Annotated in this window: 14 protein-coding genes; 7 read left to right on the forward strand and 7 right to left on the reverse strand. The window is 62.7% G+C overall.

Annotated elements, in window-relative coordinates; all coding sequences use genetic code 11:
- Nucleotides 1-219: 219 nt before the first annotated feature.
- Nucleotides 220-960, forward strand: coding sequence for a LuxR family transcriptional regulator (locus NBH21_RS11720; protein WP_250913526.1), 741 nt, complete (start codon nt 220-222; stop codon nt 958-960).
- 112 nt (nt 961-1,072) lie between these two features.
- A complete protein-coding gene (gene pyc / locus NBH21_RS11725) occupies nt 1,073-4,531 on the forward strand; it encodes a pyruvate carboxylase (protein ID WP_250913525.1) in 3,459 nt (1,152 codons plus the stop codon).
- Between the two features lie 88 nt (nt 4,532-4,619).
- Here pyc and NBH21_RS11730 read toward each other — a convergent pair whose 3' ends face one another.
- The 7 genes from NBH21_RS11730 to NBH21_RS11760 form a co-directional block, all read right to left on the reverse strand.
- On the reverse strand, nt 4,620-13,112 hold the full coding sequence (locus NBH21_RS11730) for a glycoside hydrolase family 94 protein (RefSeq protein WP_250913524.1): 8,493 nt from the start codon (nt 13,110-13,112) through the stop codon (nt 4,620-4,622).
- Between the two features lie 43 nt (nt 13,113-13,155).
- Nucleotides 13,156-13,407 carry a hypothetical protein gene (locus tag NBH21_RS11735; RefSeq protein WP_250913523.1) on the reverse strand — a complete coding sequence of 84 codons (252 nt, stop codon included), beginning with the start codon at nt 13,405-13,407 and terminating at the stop codon, nt 13,156-13,158.
- Complete coding sequence (locus NBH21_RS11740; protein WP_099059633.1) at nt 13,404-14,099, reverse strand: helix-turn-helix domain-containing protein; 696 nt, start codon at nt 14,097-14,099, stop codon at nt 13,404-13,406. The genes NBH21_RS11735 and NBH21_RS11740 overlap by 4 nt, the downstream gene beginning before the upstream one ends.
- Nucleotides 14,100-14,191: 92 nt before the next feature.
- Complete coding sequence (locus NBH21_RS11745; protein ID WP_250913522.1) at nt 14,192-15,805, reverse strand: 5-guanidino-2-oxopentanoate decarboxylase; 1,614 nt, start codon at nt 15,803-15,805, stop codon at nt 14,192-14,194.
- Complete coding sequence (locus NBH21_RS11750) at nt 15,790-16,992, reverse strand: pyridoxal phosphate-dependent aminotransferase (protein ID WP_250913521.1); 1,203 nt, start codon at nt 16,990-16,992, stop codon at nt 15,790-15,792. The genes NBH21_RS11745 and NBH21_RS11750 overlap by 16 nt, the downstream gene beginning before the upstream one ends.
- 11 nt (nt 16,993-17,003) lie before the next feature.
- Entirely contained in the window at nt 17,004-17,687 is a 684-nt protein-coding gene (locus NBH21_RS11755; protein ID WP_250913520.1) for a TetR family transcriptional regulator C-terminal domain-containing protein, read from the reverse strand.
- Nucleotides 17,684-18,562 carry a dimethylarginine dimethylaminohydrolase family protein gene (locus NBH21_RS11760; RefSeq protein ID WP_250913519.1) on the reverse strand — a complete coding sequence of 293 codons (879 nt, stop codon included), beginning with the start codon at nt 18,560-18,562 and terminating at the stop codon, nt 17,684-17,686. Before NBH21_RS11760 ends, NBH21_RS11755 begins: the two co-directional genes overlap by 4 nt.
- Before the next feature lie 202 nt (nt 18,563-18,764).
- On the opposite strand from NBH21_RS11760, the gene NBH21_RS11765 reads away from it, so the two are divergent.
- The 5 genes from NBH21_RS11765 to NBH21_RS11785 all read left to right on the forward strand — a co-directional run bounded on the left by NBH21_RS11765 (nt 18,765) and on the right by NBH21_RS11785 (nt 23,143).
- The gene (locus NBH21_RS11765; protein WP_250913518.1) at nt 18,765-19,538 is read left to right on the forward strand and encodes an ABC transporter ATP-binding protein; all 774 of its coding nucleotides are present in this window, start codon (nt 18,765-18,767) and stop codon (nt 19,536-19,538) included.
- 47 nt (nt 19,539-19,585) lie between these two features.
- Nucleotides 19,586-20,353 (forward strand): transporter substrate-binding domain-containing protein, encoded by a 768-nt coding sequence (locus NBH21_RS11770; protein WP_425340413.1) that lies wholly within the window; start codon nt 19,586-19,588, stop codon nt 20,351-20,353.
- Between the two features lie 72 nt (nt 20,354-20,425).
- The gene (locus NBH21_RS11775) at nt 20,426-21,157 is read left to right on the forward strand and encodes an ABC transporter permease (protein ID WP_250913516.1); all 732 of its coding nucleotides are present in this window, start codon (nt 20,426-20,428) and stop codon (nt 21,155-21,157) included.
- 4 nt (nt 21,158-21,161) lie between these two features.
- Nucleotides 21,162-21,977, forward strand: a complete 816-nt coding sequence (locus tag NBH21_RS11780; protein WP_250913515.1) for an ABC transporter permease — start codon at nt 21,162-21,164, stop codon at nt 21,975-21,977.
- A 2-nt stretch (nt 21,978-21,979) separates the two neighbouring features.
- Nucleotides 21,980-23,143, forward strand: coding sequence for a M20 aminoacylase family protein (locus tag NBH21_RS11785; protein WP_250913514.1), 1,164 nt, complete (start codon nt 21,980-21,982; stop codon nt 23,141-23,143).
- The last annotated feature ends 63 nt before the right edge of the window (nt 23,144-23,206 follow it).

Here is a 23,206-nt window from a genome sequence, read left to right on the forward strand (position 1 = left end):
AGCAGGCAGACTTGAGGAAGATCTGCCGTATTGAGGGCTGGCGGCGGATTTTGGTTGGTTAGTTCCGGCTGGAATGGCTAGATTTCGGATATCGAATTTAAATGCCTCCTAACCAGATATGGTAGCAAATGGTTTACATCGTGCCGGACGGGCGCAAGACAAACGCGAAAGCTATGGCTTTTTCGTGATGTTGCGGCTTCGGCGGTCTTGGGGGTTCATGTGAGTGTCAATCAGATAATCCAGTTCCTGGTCGTTGCTGACGAATGCAGGTCACCGGAAGAAGTTGTCGTCGAGCTGGAGAAGCTTCTCCGCGTTTATCGTTTTGATTATTATGGTCTTTTGCGTCATCCAAAGCCGCATGAGAACCCGATGAAACTGGTGCTGGTCGGGCGGTGGCCGGATCGCTGGCCGGAAACGTACATCGCCAAGAAATTCGTGCTGATCGATCCGACGATCCGCTACCTTGCGCAGGCGCAGAAGGGTTTCCGCTGGCGCGATACCATTGTCGCCTTCCGCAATGACCCGCATCGCAAGCGCATGGAGCGCATGATGGGCGAATCAATTCGATTCGGCCTTGAGGACGGATATATCTTCCCGATCCATGGACGTCAGGGCCTGCTTGGCAACATGACGCTCGGTGGCAAGCCGGTCGATCTTTCGCCCGTGGAAATGTCGCTTTTCGATGCAGTTGCCAAGAAGGCCTTCTGGCGTCTGCTCGAACTGAAGAAGGACACCGAGGAACTGGACGCGGCTGCCAGCGTCGATACCAAGATGACGCGTCGAGAGATGGAAGTTCTCAACTATCTCGCCGACGGAATGACCTCGAACGAGATCAGCAAGGTCCTGCAGATATCCAACCACACGGTCGACTGGTACATGAACGGCATCCAGGACAAGCTCAACGCCAAGAACCGCCAGCATGTCGTCGCGCTGGCTCTCAGGCTCGGCCTCATCACCTGATACGGGTAATTTTTCGACGAAACGGCGCAGATGGGGCTTGCTCCGGACGACAGGTTATGAAGATATTTCGCAGTTGCAAAAAAGCACTGGCCTGTCGTTTGAGGAGACCGATTTGCCCATTTCCAAGATACTTGTCGCCAACCGATCTGAAATCGCCATTCGCGTCTTTCGCGCCGCCAACGAACTCGGCCTGAAAACAGTCGCTATATGGGCGGAGGAAGACAAGCTCTCGTTGCATCGCTTCAAGGCGGACGAAAGCTATCAGATTGGCCGGGGACCGCATCTTTCCCGTGAGCTTGGACCGATCGAAAGCTATCTTTCAATCGATGAGGTCATTCGCGTCGCAAAGCTTTCCGGCGCCGATGCAATCCATCCGGGCTACGGTCTTCTGTCGGAAAGTCCCGAATTTGTGGACGCCTGCAACGTTGCAGGCATCACTTTTATCGGTCCGCGGCCCGAAACCATGCGCCAGCTCGGCAACAAGGTCGCCGCCCGTAATCTGGCGATCTCGGTCGGCGTTCCCGTCGTTCCGGCAACCGATCCGCTGCCGGACGATCCGACGGAAATCCACCGGCTGGCAGAAGAGATCGGCTATCCGGTGATGTTGAAGGCCTCCTGGGGCGGTGGCGGACGCGGCATGCGTGCCATCCGCGATCCCAAGGACCTGATCCGGGAGGTGACGGAGGCCAAGCGCGAGGCGAAGGCCGCCTTCGGCAAGGACGAAGTCTATCTGGAGAAGCTGGTCGAGCGGGCCCGGCACGTGGAAAGCCAGATCCTCGGCGACACCCATGGCAATGTCGTGCATCTGTTCGAGCGTGACTGCTCCATCCAGCGGCGTAACCAGAAGGTGGTCGAGCGGGCTCCCGCCCCCTACCTCTCCGACGCCCAGCGTCAGGAGCTGGCCGCCTATTCGCTGAAGATCGCCAAGGCGACGAACTATATCGGCGCCGGCACCGTCGAGTATCTGATGGATGCCGATACCGGCAAGTTCTACTTCATCGAAGTGAACCCGCGCATCCAGGTCGAGCATACCGTCACCGAAGTCGTGACCGGCATCGACATCGTGAAGGCGCAGATCCATATTCTCGACGGTTTTGCCATCGGCACGCCGGAATCGGGCGTTCCGAAGCAGGAAGACATCCGGCTGAACGGCCATGCGCTCCAGTGCCGCATCACGACCGAAGATCCGGAACAGAACTTCATCCCGGACTATGGTCGTATCACCGGCTATCGCTCTGCCTCGGGTTTCGGCATTCGCCTCGATGGCGGCACGGCGTATCCGGGCGCGGTGATCACCCGGTTCTACGATCCTCTGCTGGTCAAGGTCACGGCTTGGGCGCCGCAGCCGGAGGAGGCGATCGCCCGCATGGACCGCGCGCTTCGCGAGTTCCGCATTCGCGGGGTGGCAACAAACCTCACCTTCCTCGAAGCGATCATCACGCATCCGAAGTTCCGCGACAACAGCTATACCACCCGCTTCATCGACACGACGCCGGAACTCTTCCAGCAGGTCAAGCGGCAGGACCGCGCGACTAAGCTGTTGACCTACTTGGCCGACGTGACCGTCAACGGGCATCCTGAAGCCAAGGGTCGGCCGAAGCCCGCAGCCGATATCGCCGCACCCGTGGTTCCCTTCATCGAGGGCGATATCCAGGCGGGCACGAAGCAGAAGCTCGATGAACTCGGGCCAAAGAAGTTTGCCGAATGGGTACGGGCGCAGAAGCAGGTTCTGATGACCGATACGACCATGCGCGACGGTCATCAGTCATTGCTGGCGACGCGCATGCGCACCTATGACATCGCGCGGGTCGCCGGCACATATGCCCGGGCGCTTCCGCAGCTCTTCTCGCTGGAATGCTGGGGCGGCGCCACTTTCGACGTTTCCATGCGCTTCCTGACGGAAGATCCGTGGGACCGTCTCGCCCGCATCCGTGAGGACGCGCCGAACCTGCTCCTGCAGATGCTGCTGCGCGGCGCAAACGGCGTCGGCTACAAGAACTATCCCGATAACGTCGTGAAGTATTTCGTCCGTCAGGCTGCCAGGGGCGGCATCGATGTCTTCCGCGTATTCGACTGCCTCAACTGGGTCGACAACATGCGTGTCTCGATGGATGCGGTGGCGGAGGAGAACAGGATTTGCGAAGCCGCGATCTGCTATACCGGCGACATCCTCAATTCGGCTAGGCCGAAATACGACCTCAAGTACTACACCGCCCTTGCCGCCGAGCTGGAGCGGGCGGGTGCGCACATGATCGCATTGAAGGACATGGCGGGCCTCCTGAAGCCGGCGGCCGCCCGTGTGCTCTTCAAGGCATTGCGCGAGGCGACCGACCTGCCGATCCATTTTCATACGCACGATACGTCCGGTATTGCAGCCGCGACGGTGCTTGCGGCGGTGGAAACGGGTGTCGACGTGGTGGATGCGGCAATGGATGCCCTTTCCGGCAATACGTCGCAGCCCTGCCTCGGTTCCATCGTGGAGGCGCTCAAGGGTTCGGAGCGCGATCCGGGTCTCGATCCGCAGTGGATCCGGCGCATTTCCTTCTATTGGGAGGCCGTCCGTAACCAGTATGTGGCCTTCGAAAGCGATCTCAAGGGACCGGCTTCGGAAGTCTATCTGCACGAAATGCCGGGCGGGCAGTTCACCAACCTCAAGGAACAGGCACGTTCGCTCGGTCTGGAGACACGCTGGCATCAGGTGGCGCAGGCCTATGCCGACGCCAACCAGATGTTCGGCGATATCGTCAAGGTGACGCCGTCCTCCAAGGTGGTCGGCGACATGGCCTTGATGATGGTTTCGCAGGACCTGACCGTGGCCGATGTCGTAAACCCGGAGAAGGACATCGCCTTCCCGGATTCGGTGGTCTCCATGCTGAAGGGTGACCTCGGTCAGCCTCCGGGTGGCTGGCCGGAAGCCCTGCAGAAGAAGGCGCTCAAGGGCGACAAGCCTTATACGGCAGTCCCGGGATCGCTGTTGCCTCCGGCGGATCTCGATGCGGAGCGCAAGACGATTGAGACAAAGCTGGAGCGTGCGGTTTCCGACTTCGAATTCGCATCCTACCTGATGTATCCCAAGGTCTTCACCGATTACGCGATGGTCGCCGAGACCTATGGCCCGGTGGGCGTTTTGCCGACGCTTGCCTATTTCTACGGGCTGGCGCCGGGCGAGGAACTGCAGCCGGAGATCGAGCGGGGCAAGTCGCTGGTCATTCTGCATCAGGCCAAGAGCGAGCCGGACGAGCAGGCGATGGTGAAGGTGTTCTTCGAACTCAATGGCCAGCCGCGCCTGATCAAGGTACCGGATCGCAACCGCGCCGCCACCTCGCTGGCGCGTCGCAAGGCCGACGTGGCGAATTCCGCCCATCTCGGCGCACCGATGCCGGGCGTGGTCTCGACCGTTTCCGTCTCCGCCGGCCAGTCGATCAAGTCGGGCGACGTGCTGCTTTCCATCGAGGCGATGAAGATGGAAACGGCGCTTCATGCGGACCGCGACGGCACCATTGCCGAAGTGCTGGTCAAGACCGGGGACCAGATCGACGCCAAGGATCTACTGGTGGTCTTCGCCGACTGACGGTCTCCGCGGGACGCTGGTACGTAACAAAAAAAGCCCCGGCTCTCAGAGCCGGGGCTTTTGTTTTGGTCTTGTCCCGAAGCAGTCGTTATTTCGATTTGGTGAGCTTGAAGCCCTTTGCCGGATCGGTGACCTTCTTGCCGTTGACGGTGACGGCAAAGGCCGCATCGCCGCTGCGTTCGACGGCGACCTCATAGGCCGTGCCGTCGATCGTCACCGTTGCCTCGAAGCTGTTCCATTCCGGCGGCAGGGCCGGCTGGACGAAGAGCAGGTTGCCCTTGCGGCTGATGCCGAGCAGGCCTTCGATAGCGAAGCGGTAGAGCCATCCGGCCGAACCGGTGTACCAGGTCCAGCCGCCGCGACCCGTATAGGCATCGCCGCCATAGACATCGGCTGCGACGACATAGGGTTCGACGCGGTAGCGTTCGGCGGAATCGGCATCCCGGGCGTGATTGACCGGGTTGAGGATCTCGAAGCAGCGCCAGGCATCTGCCGCGCGACCGGCCTTGGCGAGCGCCAGACCGAGCCAGATCGCGGCATGGGTATACTGGCCGCCGTTTTCGCGCACACCCGGCGGATAGGCCTTGATGTAGCCCGGATCGAGCGGCGACTTGGCGAAGGGCGGGGTGAACAGACGAACGATGCCCGCCTCTTCATCGACCAGTTCGGCAACGGCCGCGTCGAGTGCCTTGACGGTGCGCTCCGGCTTGCCCTGTCCGGAAAGCACGCTCCAGGACTGGGCAATCGAGTCGATCCTGCACTCTTCCGAGTCCTTCGAACCGAGCGGGGTGCCGTCGTCGAAGTAGCCGCGACGATAATAGTCGCCATCCCAGCCGGCGGTCTCCAGCGCTTCGGAAAGCGTTGCGAGATGAGCGCTCCAGCGCGAGACACGGTCCTTGTCACCCCGGTCTTCGGCATAAACGAGAAAGGATTTGAGCGTTGCGGCAAGGAACCAGCCGAGCCAGACGCTTTCACCCTGACCTTTGGCGCCGACGCGGTTCATGCCGTCGTTCCAGTCACCGCCGAGGATCAGCGGCAGGCGGTGCGGGCCGGTGCGGGCGACCGCAAGGTCGAGTGCCCGGGCTGCATGCTCGTAGAGGTCCGCTTCCTGTTCCGACACCGTCGGCTGGAAGAAGGAATCGTGCCGGTTTTCGTCAAGCAGCGGTCCCTCGAGGAAGGAGAGCTTCTCGTCGAGGAAGGTCCTGTCGCCGGTTGCTGTGATGTACTCATCCACCGCATGGGCAAGCCACACCACGTCGTCGGAGATGTGGGTGCGCACGCCGGCACCGGTCTGCGGCAACCACCAGTGCTGGACATCGCCTTCGGGGAACTGGCGTGCCGCTGCATTGAGGATCTGACGGCGGGCGAGTGCCGGCTGGTGCAGCAGGAAGGCGAGCGTATCCTGCAGCTGATCGCGGAAGCCATAGGCGCCGCTGGCCTGATAAAAGCCGGCACGGGCGAAGATGCGGCAGGCAAGCGCCTGATAGGGCAGCCAGCGGTTGACGAGGTTATCGAAGGACTGGTCGCCCGTCTTGACCTGCAGCTTGCCGGTGAAGTCGGTCCAGAAGGACTGGGTAGTCGACAGGATCGACTGGAAATCTTCCTTCCGGATTTCGCCGATCAGCGCGCGGGCGGCTTCCGCCGTTGCGGTCTCGCCGAGCAGGAAGGTCACATCCTTTTCCGCTCCCGCCGGCACTTCGATGTCGAAGGCAAGCGCCGCGCAGGGATCACCCTCGGTGTCGATGGAACCCGAGAGGCGCGACTGGCGGGCAAGCGCCTGCGGCATCCGGATGGTGCCATGGCGTCCGATGAACTCCCTCCGGCTCGCGGTGAAGCCGGCCGGCGTTTCGATGCCGGCGAGGAAGGCGATGCGGCCGGGATAGTTGATGTCATACGGATTGGTGGCGAAGAGCGCACCCGTTTCCTCGTCATGAGAGGCAAGAACGAATGGAGCCGTCTTCTGGGCATTGTTGCCCAGCACCCATTCCGCATAGCCGTAGACCCGATAGGTGCGGGCTTCGCTGCCGGTATTCTTCAGGACAAGACGCGAAAGCTTGACCGGGCGGTTCCTGTCCACTGTCTGGGTCAGCTCGAGCTCGAGACCGTCTTGGCGGCTGGTGAAGACCGAGTAGCCGAGGCCGTGGCGCGTCTCGAAACGGGCGCTGTCGTTGAGGTTCAGCGACTGGAACGGCACATAGGTGCTGCGGCTTTCGAGGTCGACCACATAGAAGGCCTCGCCCGGACGGTTCGTCACCGGATCGTTGGACCAGGGTGTGACCTGATAGTCGCGCGAGTTCTGGCTCCAGCTGAAGCCTGCACCTTCCGCGGAGACGTGGAAGCCGAACTGCTCGTTGGCGATCACGTTGATCCACGGCTGCGGCGTCGAGGTCGCTGCGTCGAGGCGCACGACATATTCCGTGCCGTCCTTGGCAAAGCCGCCGAAGCCGTTCCACATGTCGAGGTCATCGGCCGTTACAGGTGTCGTTGCGACCGGAGCCGAAGCCGGCGTTGCCGGCAGCAGGCCTGTCCATTCGGCTTCTGCACCATCCGGAATGCGCGGCGTGGCAAACAGCGAGACCGCGCGGTTGATCTGGTCGACGATCTTGCCGTTGCGGGCATGGAAGACGACGCGGGCGGCGGCGAGAAGGGCCTGCGAGCCGTTCTCGTCCATCAGGTCGTGGCGGACCGTGAAGACGTGCTGGCGGCCGGATACATCCTGCAGCCGGTTGCGCATGTTTTCCGCGATGCGGTCCAGCGCATGCTGCATGTCCTGGATGTAGGAGGTCGCGCGCTCGTTGACGATTGCGAGGTCCGCGGTGACGCCACGGCGACGCAGGTATTCGAGGCCGCTCAGCGCTTCGCGGGCGATGTCGATGTCCATGTCGTCGTTGATGCGCAGCGCAAAAATCGGGAAGTCGCCTGAAATCGCCATCGGCCAGAGTGCCGACTGCGAGCGCAGGCCGGTGCGGACCGTTTCCGGATCCGCACGCAGATGCGGATCTGGATAGACGAGGTAGCGGCCAAGATGCTGGAAGGCTGCGGCCTGCTGCGAGGTAATGCCGATGTGGCGCAGTTCCACCTGGGCGCGGGTCCAGGCATGGATGAGTTCGTGTGCGAAGGCATCCGGATGCCGGTAGCGCTCGATGGCCTTGTCGACCTCTTCGCGGCTCGGCGTGGCGATGGTCCAGAAGATCACGCTGACCTTCTTGCCGGAGGGCACGCGCACGACGCGGCGCAGGCTGAGCACCGGATCGAGCGTGAAGCCTTCCGTGCCGGAAAGCGTCGCACCCGGATCGAAGGCGGCTGCCTCCGCAAGGCTGCGACCACGACCGAGGAAGCGACGGCGATCCGTCTCGAACTCGGTCGGACGGCCGGGACCGGCATTGTCGACCACCAGATGGGCGACGCAGATATCCGGATCACTGGGGCTTCGCTTGTTGCGCTCTGCGCGGATCACGTCGCGACGGCGGCCGAACTCGGTCTTGACGAACATGCGCGAGAACAGCGGATGGGCGTTGTCGGCATCGTCATAGCCCAGCACCGGTTCCAGATAGGAGGTCACTTCGATGAAGCGGTCTTCCGGGCCGGTGTTGAGGATGGTCAGGCGGCGGCCTTCCGCATCGTGTTCGGTGGCGACGATGCACTCGACGCTCGTCTGGATATCGCCGACCGTCTTGAAGAACTCGGCCTTGTCGTCGCCGAAGATGACCTTGGTCTTTTCATCCTCGGCGCGGCGCGGCGCGGCGGTCGCCGACCACCACTGGCCGCTTGCCGTGTCGCGCAGGAAGATGAAGGTGCCCCAGCGGTCTTCGGTCGGGTCGGCCTTCCAGCGGGAAACCGACTGGCCGTTCCAGCGAGAATAGCCGGAGCCGGTTGCCGTCAGCATCACCGAGTAATGTCCGTTCGACAGGAAGGCGACTTCGCGTTCCTTGTTGGCCGGATCTGTGATGGTGCGGATTTCCGGACGCAACAGGTCGGCCTGTCCCTTGCCGGGGGTCTGGGGCTCGTACTTGGCGCTCATCACCGGGATTTCGCGCGGCGGCTTTTCCTGCAGCAGGAGTTCGGCGGCTTCGATCACCGGATCGGAGTGGAAGAGTTCGCGCAGGCGACCGTTGAAGGCGACGTTGGCAATTGCCGCGATCGACATGCCGTGGTGGTGGGCATAGTAGTTGTAGACCACCGCGCAGGTCTTGCCGTCCGGTACGCGGGTGGGAGTGAAATCGACCGCATCGTGGAAGCCGTAGGCGCCGAGCGCGCCGAGCTTGCGCAGGCGCTCCAGGTTCCTGAGGGATTCCTCGGGATAGTACTGGCTGGCAAGGATCGAGGCGTAGGGCGCGATGACTGCGTTCTGACCAAGGCCGCGCTTGAGGCCGAGCGTCGGTACGCCGAAGTTAGTGTACTGGTAGTTCATCTCGTGGTCGCGGGCGTTGAACGCCGCTTCCGAGATACCCCACGGAATATTGAGCCGGCGACCGTGATTCATCTGTTCGACGACGACCAGATTGTTGGTCTGGTTGAGGATACCGCCCTGGCGCTCCTGCATGACGAGCGGCGGCATCAGATATTCGAACATCGAGCCGGACCAGGAGATCAGCGCCGCACGGGCGCCGATCGGCACGACCTGACGGCCGAGCTTGTACCAGTGTTCGGTCGGCAGGTCGCCCTTGGCGACGGCAAACAGGCTGGTCAGGCGGCATTCGGAGGCGAGCAGGTCGTAGCAGGCCTCATCGAGCTCGCGGCTTTCGACGCGGTAGCCGATCGACAGCAGGCGGCGCTCCGGCCGGTAGAGGAAGCTGAAATCCATCGAGAAGGCGATGTCGCGGGCGCGGTCGCGCAGCGTGCAGAGGCGCTGACGCAGCGGGTCGATGTTCGACAGGTCGAAGGACGAATCCGCAATATGGGCCTCGCAGACGCCGACCAGGGATTCCGTCCAGCGGGTGACCTCGGCGCTCTGTTCCGAGCGGACCTCGTGATGCAGGTTGGCAGCGAGCTTCTGGATGTCGCGGGCGAGCACGGCGAGGTTGGCGATGCGGATCGAGGCGAATTCCCGCTCGCGCTTGACGGAGGCAAGACCGGTCTTGAAGCCGAGGATGCGTTCTTCCAGACGCCGGCGCAGGGGGCGCACCGTCTTGCGGTCGTCCGGCAGCTCCTTCAGTGTCTCGTAGAGGATGCCACAGACATCGCCGATGCCGTCGAGGTTACCCTGGAGATGGGCGGAGGGGGCTTCGCCCCATTCGCGGCAGGCGGACGAAATCGCGATCAGGTGGCCGGCGAGGTTGCCGCTGTCGACGGCGGAGATGTAGCGCGGGCCGAGCGTCTTCAGCGTATCGGTATGATACCAGTTGAAGAGATGGCCGCGGAACTTGTCCATCCGCTCGACGGTGGAGATCGTCTGTTCAAGGCGCTCGATGGTCTGCTCGAAGCTCAGCCAGCCGAAGTGCCGCGCCGAGACGGTCGAGAGCAGGTAGACGCCGATGTTGGTCGGCGAGGTGCGGTGCGCGACGATCGGTTCCGGGTTTTCCTGATAGTTGTCCGGCGGCAGGTAATTGTCGCCGGCGGTCACGAAGGTCTCGTAGAAGCGCCATGTGCGGCGGGCGATCTTGCGCAGTTCGACGGTGACCTGTTCGGGAACTTCCAGGCTGTCTTCGGTTTCGGCCGACTGGCTGACATACCAGGCGACGAGCGGGGAGAAGACCCAGAGCACGACGAAGGGCAGGCCGGTCAGGTAACCGTAGTCGCCGGAGAGCGACGCGGCTGCGACCGCGAGCACGGCCAGAACCGGGGCGTGCCGCATGGAGCGGTAATAGGAGATGATATCGCCCTGGGCGACAGACTGGACGCTTGCGGCGGTCCGCCATTCCAAGAGCAGCCTGCGGCTCACCGCCATGCGGTAGATCGAGCGGATGATGGCGTCTGCCATCATGTAGGCCGTGTCGGCGATGAAGACGATGCGCAGTGCGACCTGGGCGTTGACCGAGCGGACTTCCGACCATAGCGTCTGGAAGTGGGCGGCGGGAACGATGTCGGTCTGGCGCGGAATGATGCCCGAAAGCAGCGAAATCGTCGGGGCGACGAACAGGCTGAAGATCAGCACGAGCTGCCAGATCATGGCGCCGACCGGACCCATGGTGGCCCAGCCAAGCGCCGAGGCGATGAACCAGGCGATCGGGGTCAGGGAGCGACGCAGGTTGTCGACCATCTTCCAGCGGCCGAGCGCGGTGATGCCGCGGGCGGGATCTATGATGTAGGGCAGAAGCTGCCAGTCTCCGCGGGCCCAGCGATGCTGGCGGGAGATTTCCACCTCGTAGCGGGTGGGGAAGTCTTCGACCAGTTCCACGTCAGTGACCAGCGCGCAACGGGCGAAGGAACCTTCCAGAAGATCGTGGCTGAGAACCGTGTTCTCGTCGATGCGGCCCTTGATCGAGGTTTCGAAGGCATCGACGTCGTAGAGGCCCTTGCCGGTGAAGGAACCTTCGCCGGTGATGTCCTGATAGACGTCGGAAACGGTGAAGACGTAAGGGTCGAGGCCGCGGTTCATCGAGAAGACGCGCTGGAAGACCGAGGCATCCTCGCCGGTGGTGAGCGACGGCGTGACGCGCGGCTGCAGCAGGCCGTAGCCGCTGACGACACGGCCGGTCTTCGGATCATGCACCGGGCGGTTGATCGGGTGGTGCAGCTTGCCGACGAGCTTGGTGACGGCGTCGCGCATCAGGCGCGTGTCGGCGTCGAGCGTCATCACGTATTTCACGTCTTCCGGCACCATGTTGGCGCCCGGCAGATAGGAGGTGTCGCGGTCGCCGCGCAGCAGCAGGTTCATTTCGTGCAGCTTGCCGCGCTTGCGCTCCCAGCCCATCCAGCAGCCTTCGGCCGGATTGTAGAGCCTGCGGCGATGCAGGAGGTAGAACAGCGTCTTGCCGACATGGGCGTAGCGGGCGTTGAGCGCTGCCACTTCCTGCTTGGCATATTCGAGGACTTCGAGATCCGCTGCGGTTTCCTCGACGAGGCTGTCGCGCCAGTCGCTCAGCAGTGCGAAATAGATCTCGCCATGGGGATTGGTGAGATAGTGGACCTCGAGATTGCGAATGAGTTCGTCGATGTCGTCTCGCTTTGCGATCAGACAGGGCACGGCGACCAGCGTGCGTGCGTCGGCCGGAATGCCGGTCTTGAACTCGTAGCCGGTGAGCCGAGACGGCTTCACCATCAGGGTCACCAGCGTGTTGAAGAGGCCGGTTGCGCCTTCGGACGCGGGAAGCGAGAACATCGCCAGCAGAATGAGGATGAGCGGCGTCGCGAGCCCTGCCTGGGCGAGGAAATAGCCGACAAGCGCCAGCGCACCGATGGTCAGGCCGATGACCGGTATGGCGATGGCTAGCCAGTTCAGCCGCTTGATGGCGAGCGCGATGCTGCGCCACACGGGAACGCTGTAGTCGATCGCCTCTTCGAGGAGAGGACGCCTCGCGCCGACGAGGTAGCTGCCGACATCGGGGGCAACGCCGTCCTCGCCCGAATGTCTGGCGTTGGCGGCTAGATCGATGGCCGTCTGGGCGATTTCGATTTCGGTTTTTTCCGAGCGCCGGGCAAGCTTTTCGATGGTGTTGCGATAGGCGTTCCGCGAACCGAAATCGAGCTGACGATAATCGGTATGCTGGCTCAGGATCTTGTCGACAAGGCAGACATCCTCGACCCAGACCGACCATTCCTTGTCATCGATCTCGCGCAGGCCCTTGACGATGTTGCCGGTGGTGACGTTGCCGGAGGACAGACGGTTCTGCTCGGCGGTCATCGCCTCTTCGGCACTGCGGCCGGCCTGTTCCAGGCGTTGCTCCTGCCAGCTGACGGCAAAGCTCGTATCCTGCGAACCGTTGCGCAGGCGATAGAGGAACTGGGTGGCGAAGGTGTTGTCTTCGGCCAGCTGCTCGATCTGCTTGAGAATATCGGCCGAGGCGGCAGCGTCATTGAGACGGATGATTTCGTCTGCGACCTCGTTCGCCCTGCGGCGCATGCGGCGCGAGCGATCGACGCGGGTGGAGATGCGACGCAGATTTTCGATCAGGACGAAGCGGACGATGGACGGCAGCGCCCAGAGTTCGCCGATCTCGAGCACCTGATGCTTCTGGAAGCCTTCGACCAATGCCGTCATGCTTTCCATCGACACCGTCGAATGGGTGTGGGCGACATAGAGCCAGGCCAGCGCCATGGTGCGCGGGATTTCGCGATTGCCGACCTTCATTGTCGGAAGCTGGCGGTAGAAGCGACGGGGGAAGTCGCGGCGGACTTCCTGGATCGCTTCCTCGATGATGTAGTGGTTGTCGAGCAGCCATTCGGCCGCCGGTGTGATCGTGGCGCCGGCCTCTACGTCCGCGGCGGTCGCGCGATAAACCCGCAGGATCTCCCGTTCGTTCTCCTTGTGCCGGGCGAAGAAATCGAAATCGATCAGCCCCGGGAGTTCGCTTGTGCCATCCCTGCCGAGCGCCTCGGCGCTTTCGCGCAACTCGTCGATCGTGAAATAGGCGGCCCGGATCGAGTCGTTATGATCGATCTGTCTGGATTCAAAGTCGCGCGACGGAACATGCGGAGTCATGGGAAGACTTAATTTCTCGGGTTCTGGGTTTAGAAGGCGTTCGTCAGGGTTCGTCTTGACCGCTGTCGTCCTTCGGCGCTTCGCTTGCACATGAACGGCCGGTCGATCCTTGATCCGAACTCAAAAGGCCGGTTTGTGCAGCGATGCCGATCAGAAAACTGGTCTGGGCGGAAATCTTTCGTGCCTTCGCTGGGAAAATTGGCTTTTTTATGCCGTATTTCAAAGCCGTAGCCAAGAGGAATCGCATCTGCAGCGCCCGATGAAGGCTCTGTGATGCGACACCGGAAAGCGTCACGGATTTTCGGGGCGGTCGGGGTAGCAGATTATCGACAGGAAGCGGATCGGCAGGCGTACCAGCACTTCCGGGCCGTGACGGGCATCGGCATCGAAGAACAGGCTGTCGCCGGGAAGCATGGTGTAGAGCCGGTCGCCGTGTCGATATTTCACCTCACCCTCCAGCATGTAAATAAATTCCATGCCGGCATGCTGGAAGGTCGGGAAGACGTCGGAATCGGCCGTCAGGGTGATGAGATAGGGTTCCACCTGGACGCCGCTGCTGCTCGACGGAATGTGGCCGAGCAGATTGTACTGGTGGCCGGCGCGGGTGCCCCTGCGCTCGATCTCCACGCCTTCGCCGGCCTTGACGAAGACCGCGTTGCGGGGTTCCTCGAAGCGGCGGAAGAAGCTGGTGACCGGAACGCCGAGCGCGCGCGCCAGCGATTGCAGCGTGGTTAGCGACGGCGAGGTGTTGCCGTTCTCGATCTTTGAGAGCATGCCGAGCGATATGCCGGTGGCGGCGGCAAGATCGGAGCCGGTGATGCCGAGCCTCTTGCGGAATGCCCTGACTTCGTGGCCGATGGCGATTTCCAGATTGTTTTCCTTGGGATCGCGCACCGCATGCGGATCCTGTCGCAGCGGCGTGCGCGAAGGTTCATCCGCCGTTTCGGCTTTTGGCTGCTTTTTCCGGTCCGGTATTCTGTCCGTCATCATCGTCTCCCACCGGCCGACTGATAGTCGCTCGGCGGGGGGCATGGCAATCAGACATTTTGCTCATGCCGTCGATAGTCGCCATGCGAGTATCAGGCGGTGATGCCGGCGGTGTTCCGTTCGTGGATCTCGATGAGTGCGAGACCACCTCCATCCCTTGCCCTTCGCAGGGCCGCCGGAAGATCGTCGACATGCGCGAGCAGCACCGCGGAAATGCCGTAGGCCTCGGCGATCTTCAGGAAATCCGGTGCCGAAGGCTTCACGCCTTCCGGCGTGATCCCCTGTTCGATCATATAGGTTTCGATTTCCTGGTAGCCGTCATTGTTCCAGACGAGGAATATGACGCGCGCGCCGGCGTCTTTCGCGGAGCCGATTTCGGCGAGAGAGAATTGCAGGCCGCCATCGCCCGTCAGGCAGACGATCTGCGTTTCCGGTTCCGCGAGGCTTGCGCCTACCGAAGCGGGCGCGGCATAGCCGAGCGCACCGTAGCCGGTCGCCGAATTGAACCAGCCATGCGGACGGTCGGCTTCGAAATAGAGGTTTCCGGCGTAGACGGCCTGGGTGGAGTCTCCGACGATGATCGTGCCCGGAAGCGTGTCACGGACGGTTTCGAGGATGGAGATCTCGCCGCGCATCTTGTCGGTGAGTTCTGCGTGTGCCGCAGCCCTTGCCGCGGCCGCGCGATCGGCTCCCCCATTGGCGGCCATTTTCTCGCAGAGCTCCGTCAGAAGATCGTCGACGAGGCTGGCAACGCTCGAAAGGATCGAGATGGCGGCGTTTGGCCCGCGGGCGAGTTGCGTGGCGTCGATATCGACGCGGACGAGATTTTCGAGTTCCGGAAATCCGTTATCGGCATACATGTCGTAGTCGGTCTGACCCATCTGTGTGCCGAGCGCCAGCACAAGGTCGGCTTCCGCGACGAGCTTTCGCACGGCCTTGAGGCTCGGGCTTGCCGGCACCGAAAGCGGGTGCCCTGACAGCATGCCGCGGGCGTTGACCGTGGTGACGACGGGTGCGTCGAGCCGCTCGGCAAGCGTTTCGATTGTCCTTGCCGCCGAAACCGCGCCGCCGCCGCAAAGAATGACCGGCTTTAGGGCGCGTTCACAGCGTTCCGCCAGATCGAGCACGCCGGCAAGGTCGGTGCGCGGCAGCAGTGCCGGGCTTGAAGCCAATCGCGGAAGGGAGACCTTCATCGACATGACGTCGATCGGGATTTCGATATGGACCGGTCCGGGGCGGCCCGAACGCAGAATGGTGAAGGCTCTCGCCATCACCGCCGGCAGATCGGCCGGATCGAGAAGGGTGTGGCTCATCAGCATGAGGGACGCCATCATCGCGTGCTGGTCGGGCAGTTCATGCAGCCGGCCACGGCCCTGGCCGAGGCTGGAGCGCACATTGACACCGGAGATGACCAGAAGCGGCACGGAATCCTGCTGCGCCTGCGCCATGGCGGTGATGGCGTTGGTGAGGCCCGGACCCGTGATCAGCAGGCAGACACCCGGTTTTCCGCTGACGCGGGCATAGCCGTCCGCCATGAAGCCGGCGCCCTGTTCGTGGCGCGGGGTGATGTGGCGGATGTTCGAGGCGGCAAGGCCGCGATAAAGCTCGACGGTGTGGACGCCCGGAATGCCGAAGACGGTGTCGACGCCGTTCGCCTCCAGAATATCGATCAGTGCTTCTCCGACTGTCTTCAGTTCGCCGCCCATTTCTGTTGATCCTCCCGATCGATCAGTTCCGTCGCCAGTTCGACCATACGTCCCGTGGCTTCCGCGAGCTTTTCGTCGTTAACGGTGAGCGACACCCGGATGAAACCTTCCGCCTGTTCGCCGAAGGAGCCACCGGGCATGACGGCGACGTTCTTCTCGTCCAGCAGGCGATGGGCGAACTGGAGGCCGGTGAGCCCGGTCGCGCTGACATCGATCACGATGAACATGCCGCCTTCCGGCATCATCGGCTGCAGTGGTCCGTTGCCGGCAAGGCCGTCGGCTACGAGGCGGGCGCGGCGGGCATAATTGCCACGCATGACGGTTGAGGTGTCGAAGGGCTCGGAGAGCGCCATTGCCGTCATGTCGGCGATGAAGGGCTGGACGCCGAACAGCATGGTTTCCGAGACAGGCAGCAGGCGATCGCAGAATTCGACCGGGCCGGCGGCCCAGCCGCTGCGGAAACCGGGGGCCGCATGGGACTTGGAAATCGATGAGACGACGACGGTCCGTTCCGCCAGATCCGGCTGGTCGAAGGGCGAGGCGAAAGGCTTGTCGAAGATCAGTTCCTCGTACACCTCGTCGCAGACGATCCAGAGGTCGTGATCGCGGCAGACCTTGCCGATGGCGGCAATCTCGTCTGCCGACAGAACGGCGCCGGTCGGATTGTGCGGCGTATTGAGAAGCAACACGCGCGAGCGGGGCGTAATCGCCCGGCCAAGATCGTCCGGCTGCAGATGGAAGCGGTGTTCCGGCCGAAGCGGAACGGGTGCCATGCGGGCACCGCTTGAGGCGATGACGCCTTCGTAAGTTGCGTAAAATGGATCGCCGACCAGCACTTCGTCACCCGGTTCGAGCAGGCCGAGCATGACCGTGAAGAGAGCAGTCTGGGTGCCTGGAAAGCAGAGGATGTTGCGCTCGGTAACGTCAGGACGGCGTTTTGCGTATTTTGCTGCCAGCGCCTTCACCACGCTCGGTTCGCCACGCCCATTCGAATAGCGGGTGCGGCCCGCATACATGGCGCGGGCGCATTCGGCGAGCAGGGCCGGATCCGGAGCCACGTCCGGCTCCCCGATCGTCAGTTCGATGACGGGAATGCCTTTTGCGGCCTTGCGACGGGCCTCGATATGAACGGCCCATTTTCCCGAACCAAGGTGAGCAAGTCGCTCTGTGATGGAAGCGTAACGCATGGGTGTTCCGATCATTTCTTGTTGGTGTCGGCATCCGGCCCTGTGAGCGGCTCAGTGAGGCTCAGGCCGCCGAGCAGGGCCTCGACCGATTCCAGTGCGATACGCGGCAGGGCATGGTCGTCAAAAAGATCCTGGGCAAGCGAACCCTCGAGCCAGAGGCCGTCGATCAGGCCGTTGATGGCAATGGCAAGCTTGCGGCTTTCGCCCGCTGCCGGCGTGCGGCCGCATTCGGCGAGAAAGCCGGAGATGAGTTCTTCCAGCGCATCTCGAAAGATCAGGTAGTTCTCGCGGTGGATGCGAGCGAATTCCGGATCGACGCGGATGTGGCCGATGAAGCCCGCCCAGAGCGAAAGCGTGCGCGGATCGGTGACCGGCGGACTGACATTGGCGATGATGAAATCATGTAGCCTGAGGCGAGCGCTCTTCACATCGCCGGCGCTCTCGCCACTGGCCCCGGCTGCGCTGATAGCCGTCGTGGTCATCGATGCCATGGTCTCGCGATAGGCGGCCTGCAGCATCTGGTCCTTGCTGGCGAAGTAATGGCGGATCAGACCGCCGGTGACGCCGGCGCGGGCCGCGATCTCGCGTACGGTCGCGCCTTCAAGTCCCTTCTCCGAAATGCAGTCCAGCGTTGCCCTGATCAGGTCCTGCCGCCGCTCCGCCTCTCCGGCGCGATGGAAGACCCGCCGGCTCATGACGCCAGTCTCAATATCGGCCGGGTCAGGCAGGTGGGACCGCCTTCGCAGGCGATGCAGAGCGCGTCGGCGGCAAAGGTCTGTACCTCGCAGCCGGCGGCCTCCATGGCGGCGCGGGTTCCGGGGAAACCTTCCACCATGATGACCTTGCGTGGCGAGGTCGGCAGGACGTTGAGATTCAGGCCATTGCTGGCGGCAAATTCATCTGCCGGAGCGACGACGAGGCGGATGCCCTTTTCCTTCAAGAGGAAATAGAAGGCGGCCGGCAGCAGCGGCGCGTGGACGAGCGCAAGGTCATTGGCCAGCGGGCTGATGACCGACATGAGATGCAGGCAGGCTTCCTCACCCTGCCAGAGCGGCAGGTCGAAGCCGAGAACCGTGATGCCATGGGGCGCCAGCATCGCCGTCATCTGCTCGATGCCGGCCTGGTTGGAGCGCACACCGCGGCCGATCGCAAGCGTTGCCCGGTCCACCCAGACGCAGTCGCCGCCCTCGATCGTGCCGGGGGCTTCGATGCGGCCGAGGATGGGAATACCGGCCCTGGTGTAGATTTCCTCGTGCAGTTCCGGTTCGCGCTGGCGCAGCGGCTTGCCCATGTTGAGGATGATCGCGCCGTGATCTGTCATCAGCGAGGGATCGTGGGTGAACATCGCGTCCGCAAGCCCGTCGCCGCGGTCCTCGAGCCAGAGGATGTCCGCGCCGGAGGCCGCGACCAAATCGGCGAAATGCCCGTATTGCTGCACGGCTCTTGCACCGTCGAAGGTCGGTCCGTAATGCCAGGTGGAAGGGTCGGCATTCCTGAGGCTTGGGCCCGGCCGGCGCATTACAACCCGCATGAGTTTCCCCGACATTTCCTGAGAGCCGTATCTCTTCATGCGCCCGTCCCGTTCCCCGTCGGGCTCGCCCGACCGCAATTCAAACTGATTTATTTATACGCTTGAATAATTACTGCACAAGTGCAAAACTCCCGGCCAATCCACCGGGCGGGATCCAGCGCCGCACCGGGCAGACAAGAAGCTGGCGGGAACAGTGGCAACCATCTTGCCGGGGCTTCGCCTCCGGGCATTGGCGGTATTCATGAACGTATCGGCGCAAGCCATTGACGTGCGGGATCTGCACAAGCGGTTCGGACCGCTCGAGGTCCTGAAGGGTGTTTCGCTATCGGCAAAACAGGGTGACGTGATCGCCATCATCGGCGGCAGCGGCTCGGGAAAATCCACCTTCCTCAGATGCATCAACATGCTGGAACTGCCGAGCGCAGGCTCGGTCACCATCCATGGCGAGACGATCAGCATGAAGAAGGACGGCCACGGCGGCCTGACGCCGGCCGACCGCAGGCAGGTGCAGCGTATCCGCAGCCGGCTCGGCATGGTGTTCCAGAACTTCAACCTCTGGCAGCACATGACGGTGTTGCAGAATGTCATCGAGGTACCGGTGCATGTGCTGGGCGTGCGCAAGGACGAGGCGATCGCCATCGCCGAGACGCTCCTGAGACGGGTCGGCCTCTACGAGAAGCGGGACGCCTATCCGGCCTTTCTTTCCGGTGGGCAGCAGCAGCGCGCCGCAATCGCCCGCGCGCTCGCCATCCAGCCGCTGGTCATGCTGTTCGACGAGCCGACTTCGGCGCTCGATCCGGAGCTTGTCGGCGAGGTGCTTTCCGTCATCGGCGATCTCGCCCGGGAAAAACGCACGATGATCCTCGTCACCCATGAAATGAAGTTCGCCCGGGAGGTTTCCAACCATGTGGTCTTCCTCGCCAACGGCGTGATCGAGGAACAGGGACCGCCGGAACAGCTGTTCGGCGCGCCGAAATCCGAACGGCTCAAGAAATTCATCAGCTCAATCCATTGAGACTTCATCAAACCTAAAAACAACAGGGGAACATAATGAAGAATGCAATGAAGATCGCGCTCATCGCACTGGCCATCGGCGGAGCGAGCCTCGGCGCCGCGGCCGCAGAACCGGTCAAGGTTGGCTTCGCCGCCGAGCCTTATCCGCCTTTTGCCTCGCCGGATGCTGCCGGTAAGTGGGTCGGCTGGGAGGTCGATTTCATGGAGGCCATCTGCGCCGAGGCCAAGCTCGACTGCGTCATCACTCCGGTCGCCTGGGACGGGATCATTCCAGCGCTGACGTCCAAGAAGATCGACATGATCGTCGGCTCGATGTCGATCACCGAGGAACGCCTGAAGACCATCGATTTTTCCGACAAGTATTACAACACGCCGACCGGCATTGTCGGGCCGAAGAGCGAAAAGTTCGACGCGACGCCGGAAGGCCTCACCGGCAAGATCCTCGGCGTGCAGGTCTCGACCGTCCATGCCGATTACGCCCACAAGTATTTTGGCGAGAAGGCTTCGGAAATCAAGGAATACCAGACCCAGGACGAGGCGAACCAGGATCTCGCCGCCGGCCGTGTCGATGCCGTTCAGGCCGACGCCATCGCGCTCGACGCCTTCCTGAAATCCGAAGCCGGCGCGTGCTGTGAACTCAAGGGCAATGTGAAGGACGATCCGGCCATCCTCGGCGCGGGTGTCGGCGTCGGTCTGCGCAAGGGCGAAACCGAACTCAAGGACAAGGTGAATGCCGCGATCAAGGCGGTCCGCGCCAACGGCACCTACGACACCTTCTCGAAGAAGTATTTCGATTTCGACATCTACGGCGGCTGACCGTTTTCCCGGGCATGCGGCGGGCTCCGTCGCATGCCCTCTCTGGCCTTCTGACAATCGAGGCGTTTCAAGATGGCGGCAGCGTCCGGCAGCCTTTTCGACTTGGGCCTTCTGGCGCTTTCGCCGCCGGGCTGGGGTGGCGTGCTTCTGCAAGGCTTTGCGCAATCGCTGCAGCTTGCGGTGGGTGGCTACGGGCTCGGCATCCTGATCGGGATCGGCGGTGCCTTCGGCAAGCTTTATGGCGGACCGATCCTTCGCGACCTGCTGGAGGTCTATACGACCGTGATCCGGGCGGTGCCGGAACTGGTCCTGATCCTTCTCCTCTATTATGCCGGCACGGACGCGGTGAACGCGCTGCTTTTGCTGGCCGGTCTGCCGACGGTCGATATCAGTGGCCTTGTCGCCGGTGTCTTCGTCATCGGGGTGGTGCAGGGGGCCTATTCGACTGAGGTGCTGCGCGGCGCGATCAAGGCCGTGCCGCCGGGCCAGATCGAGGCGGCGCGGGCCTATGGCATGTCGCCGATCAAGGTGATGACCCGCGTCACGCTTCCCGCCATGCTGCCCTTTGCCATTCCCGGTCTCGCCAACCTCTGGCTGATCGCCACCAAGGACACGGCTCTGCTCGCTGTCGTCGGCTTCAGCGAGCTGACGCTGGTGACGCGGCAGGCGGCCGGGACAACCAAGGCCTACATGCTGTTCTTCTGCGCGGCCGGCGTTCTCTACCTGCTGCTGACGCTGGTCTCCAACGTCGTGATCGGGATCATCGAGCGCCGGGCGCGGCGCGGAATTGCGGAGCCGGTGTAACGACATGGCCGAGACCGTCTCCGGAATGCCCGCCTACCAGCCGCCGAAGGCGCGGCACCTTTTCGAGCCGCACCGGCTGTTCCTGATGGCGGTCTTCGCGGCGATCGTCTTCTGCGCCGCATGGTTCATGCGCTGGGACTGGCTGCCGAAATACCAGTGGCGTCTTGCCGCCGGTGTCTGGCAGACATTGCTGTTGCTGTTCTCGACCGCCTTTTTCGGTTTTCTGCTGGCGGTTCCGATCGGGCTCGTACAGGTCACCGGCCCGAGACTGCTAGCCTGGCCAGCCAGGATATTCTGCACGATCATTCGCGGCACGCCGCTGCTGCTGCAGCTCTGGCTTCTCTATTACGGTCTCGGTTCGCTCTTCGCGCAGTATCCCGAGATCCGTTCGTCTTTCCTTTGGCCCTATCTCCGGCAGGCATGGCCCTATGGGTTTGCGGCGCTGATGCTGTCGTTTGCGGCTTACGAGGGCGAGGTGATGCGCGGTGCTTTTGCCGGAGTGCCTAAGGGTGAACTCGAAGCGGCGCGCGCCTTCGGCATGAGCCGGTTCACGATGTTTCGCCGGATCTGGATGCCGCGGGCGATCCATCGAGCGCTTCCCACCCTGACCGGCGAAACCGTGTTGCAGCTCAAATCCACACCGCTTGTCGCAACCATCACGGTGGTCGACGTCTATGCCGTGATATCGAAAGTCCGGCAGGACACTTATCTCACCTACGAACCGCTGCTATTGCTGGCGCTGATCTACCTCTGCCTGACCGGTCTTCTGGTCATGGCATTCCGCTTTCTCGAAAACCGCATTCCAACCCGTGGTGCATGACGATGACGATACAATTCTCGAACTACATGGCCGATGTGCTGGCGACCCGTCACCATCTCCACCAGTATCCGGAGATCGGTCTTTCCGAGTTCGATACGTCTGATTACGTGGCAAAGCAGCTTGAGGCGCTGGGTTACGAGGTGCATCGCGGGCTGGCGAAAACCGGCATCGTGGCGACGCTCAGAAACGGGACGAGCACGAAGAGCATAGGCATCCGGGCGGATTTCGATGCCTTGCCGATCCTCGAGGAGACGGGCGCGGCCTATGCCAGCAAGAACCCCGGGGTCATGCACGCCTGCGGCCATGACGGCCACACAGCCATGCTGCTTGGTGCGGCGCGCATTCTTGCCGAGCGCCGCAATTTCGATGGCGTCGTGCATCTGATCTTCCAGCCAGCCGAGGAGAATTTCGGCGGCGCCAGGATCATGATGGAGGACGGGCTTTTCGAAAAATTTCCCTGCGATGCGGTGTTCGCGCTGCATAACGATCCGACCATTCCGTTCGGCAAGTTCGCGCTGCGCGAAGGGCCGATCATGGCGGCGGTCGATGAATGCATCATCACCGTCAACGGCCGCGGCGGCCATGGCGCGGAACCGCAGGATACCGCTGACCCCATTGTCTGCGGCGCATCGATCATCATGGCGCTGCAGACCATCGTCTCGCGCAATATTCACCCCATTGACCCGAGCGTCATCACCGTCGGGGCCTTTCATGCGGGTGCCGCAAGCAATGTCATTCCCGAGCGGGCGGAAATGAAGCTCTCCATCCGCTCCTTCGATCCCAAGGTGCGCGATCAGCTTGAGGACCGCATCCGCACCATCGCCGAGGGACAGGCCGCCAGCTACGGCATGAGCGTCACGCTCGACTACCAGCGCGGCTACAACGCCACGATCAATCACAAGGCGGAAACCGACTTCATCCGCGCGCTCGCGGTCGATTTCGCGGGGGCTGACAAGGTCTACGATATGGACCGGCCGACCATGGGCAGCGAAGACTTCGCCTATATGCTGGAAGAGCGGCCGGGCTGCTATTTCTTCCTCGGCACGCAGCGCACGCCCAACGACCCGCCGCTGCATCATCCGCGCTACGACTTCAACGACGACATCCTGCCGGTCGGCACCAGCTTCTGGGTGGAGCTGACGGAGAAGTGGCTCGCTGCGAAGTAGCGGCAAAAGTCCCTCCCACACCCTCCCCACAAGAGCGAGGGGCTCGGTCGCGCCCGCCTCAAT

The sequence above is a fragment of the Ciceribacter sichuanensis genome (assembly GCF_024055605.1).
GTDB classification, from domain to species: Bacteria; Pseudomonadota; Alphaproteobacteria; order Rhizobiales; family Rhizobiaceae; genus Allorhizobium; species Allorhizobium sichuanense.

Bases quoted from the DNA above. Each gene is read 5' to 3' on its own strand.
- NBH21_RS11730 (WP_250913524.1), bottom strand. From the start codon at position 13,112: ATGACTCCGCATGTTCCGTCGCGCGACTTTGAATCCAGACAGATCGAT.
- NBH21_RS11740 (WP_099059633.1), bottom strand. From the start codon at position 14,099: ATGACGGACAGAATACCGGACCGGAAAAAGCAGCCAAAAGCCGAAACG.
- NBH21_RS11745 (WP_250913522.1), bottom strand. From the start codon at position 15,805: ATGGGCGGCGAACTGAAGACAGTCGGAGAAGCACTGATCGATATTCTG.
- NBH21_RS11750 (WP_250913521.1), bottom strand. From the start codon at position 16,992: ATGCGTTACGCTTCCATCACAGAGCGACTTGCTCACCTTGGTTCGGGA.
- NBH21_RS11755 (WP_250913520.1), bottom strand. From the start codon at position 17,687: ATGAGCCGGCGGGTCTTCCATCGCGCCGGAGAGGCGGAGCGGCGGCAG.
- NBH21_RS11760 (WP_250913519.1), bottom strand. From the start codon at position 18,562: ATGAAGAGATACGGCTCTCAGGAAATGTCGGGGAAACTCATGCGGGTT.
- NBH21_RS11765 (WP_250913518.1), top strand. From the start codon at position 18,765: ATGAACGTATCGGCGCAAGCCATTGACGTGCGGGATCTGCACAAGCGG.
- NBH21_RS11770 (WP_425340413.1), top strand. From the start codon at position 19,586: ATGAAGATCGCGCTCATCGCACTGGCCATCGGCGGAGCGAGCCTCGGC.
- NBH21_RS11775 (WP_250913516.1), top strand. From the start codon at position 20,426: ATGGCGGCAGCGTCCGGCAGCCTTTTCGACTTGGGCCTTCTGGCGCTT.
- NBH21_RS11780 (WP_250913515.1), top strand. From the start codon at position 21,162: ATGGCCGAGACCGTCTCCGGAATGCCCGCCTACCAGCCGCCGAAGGCG.
- NBH21_RS11785 (WP_250913514.1), top strand. From the start codon at position 21,980: ATGACGATACAATTCTCGAACTACATGGCCGATGTGCTGGCGACCCGT.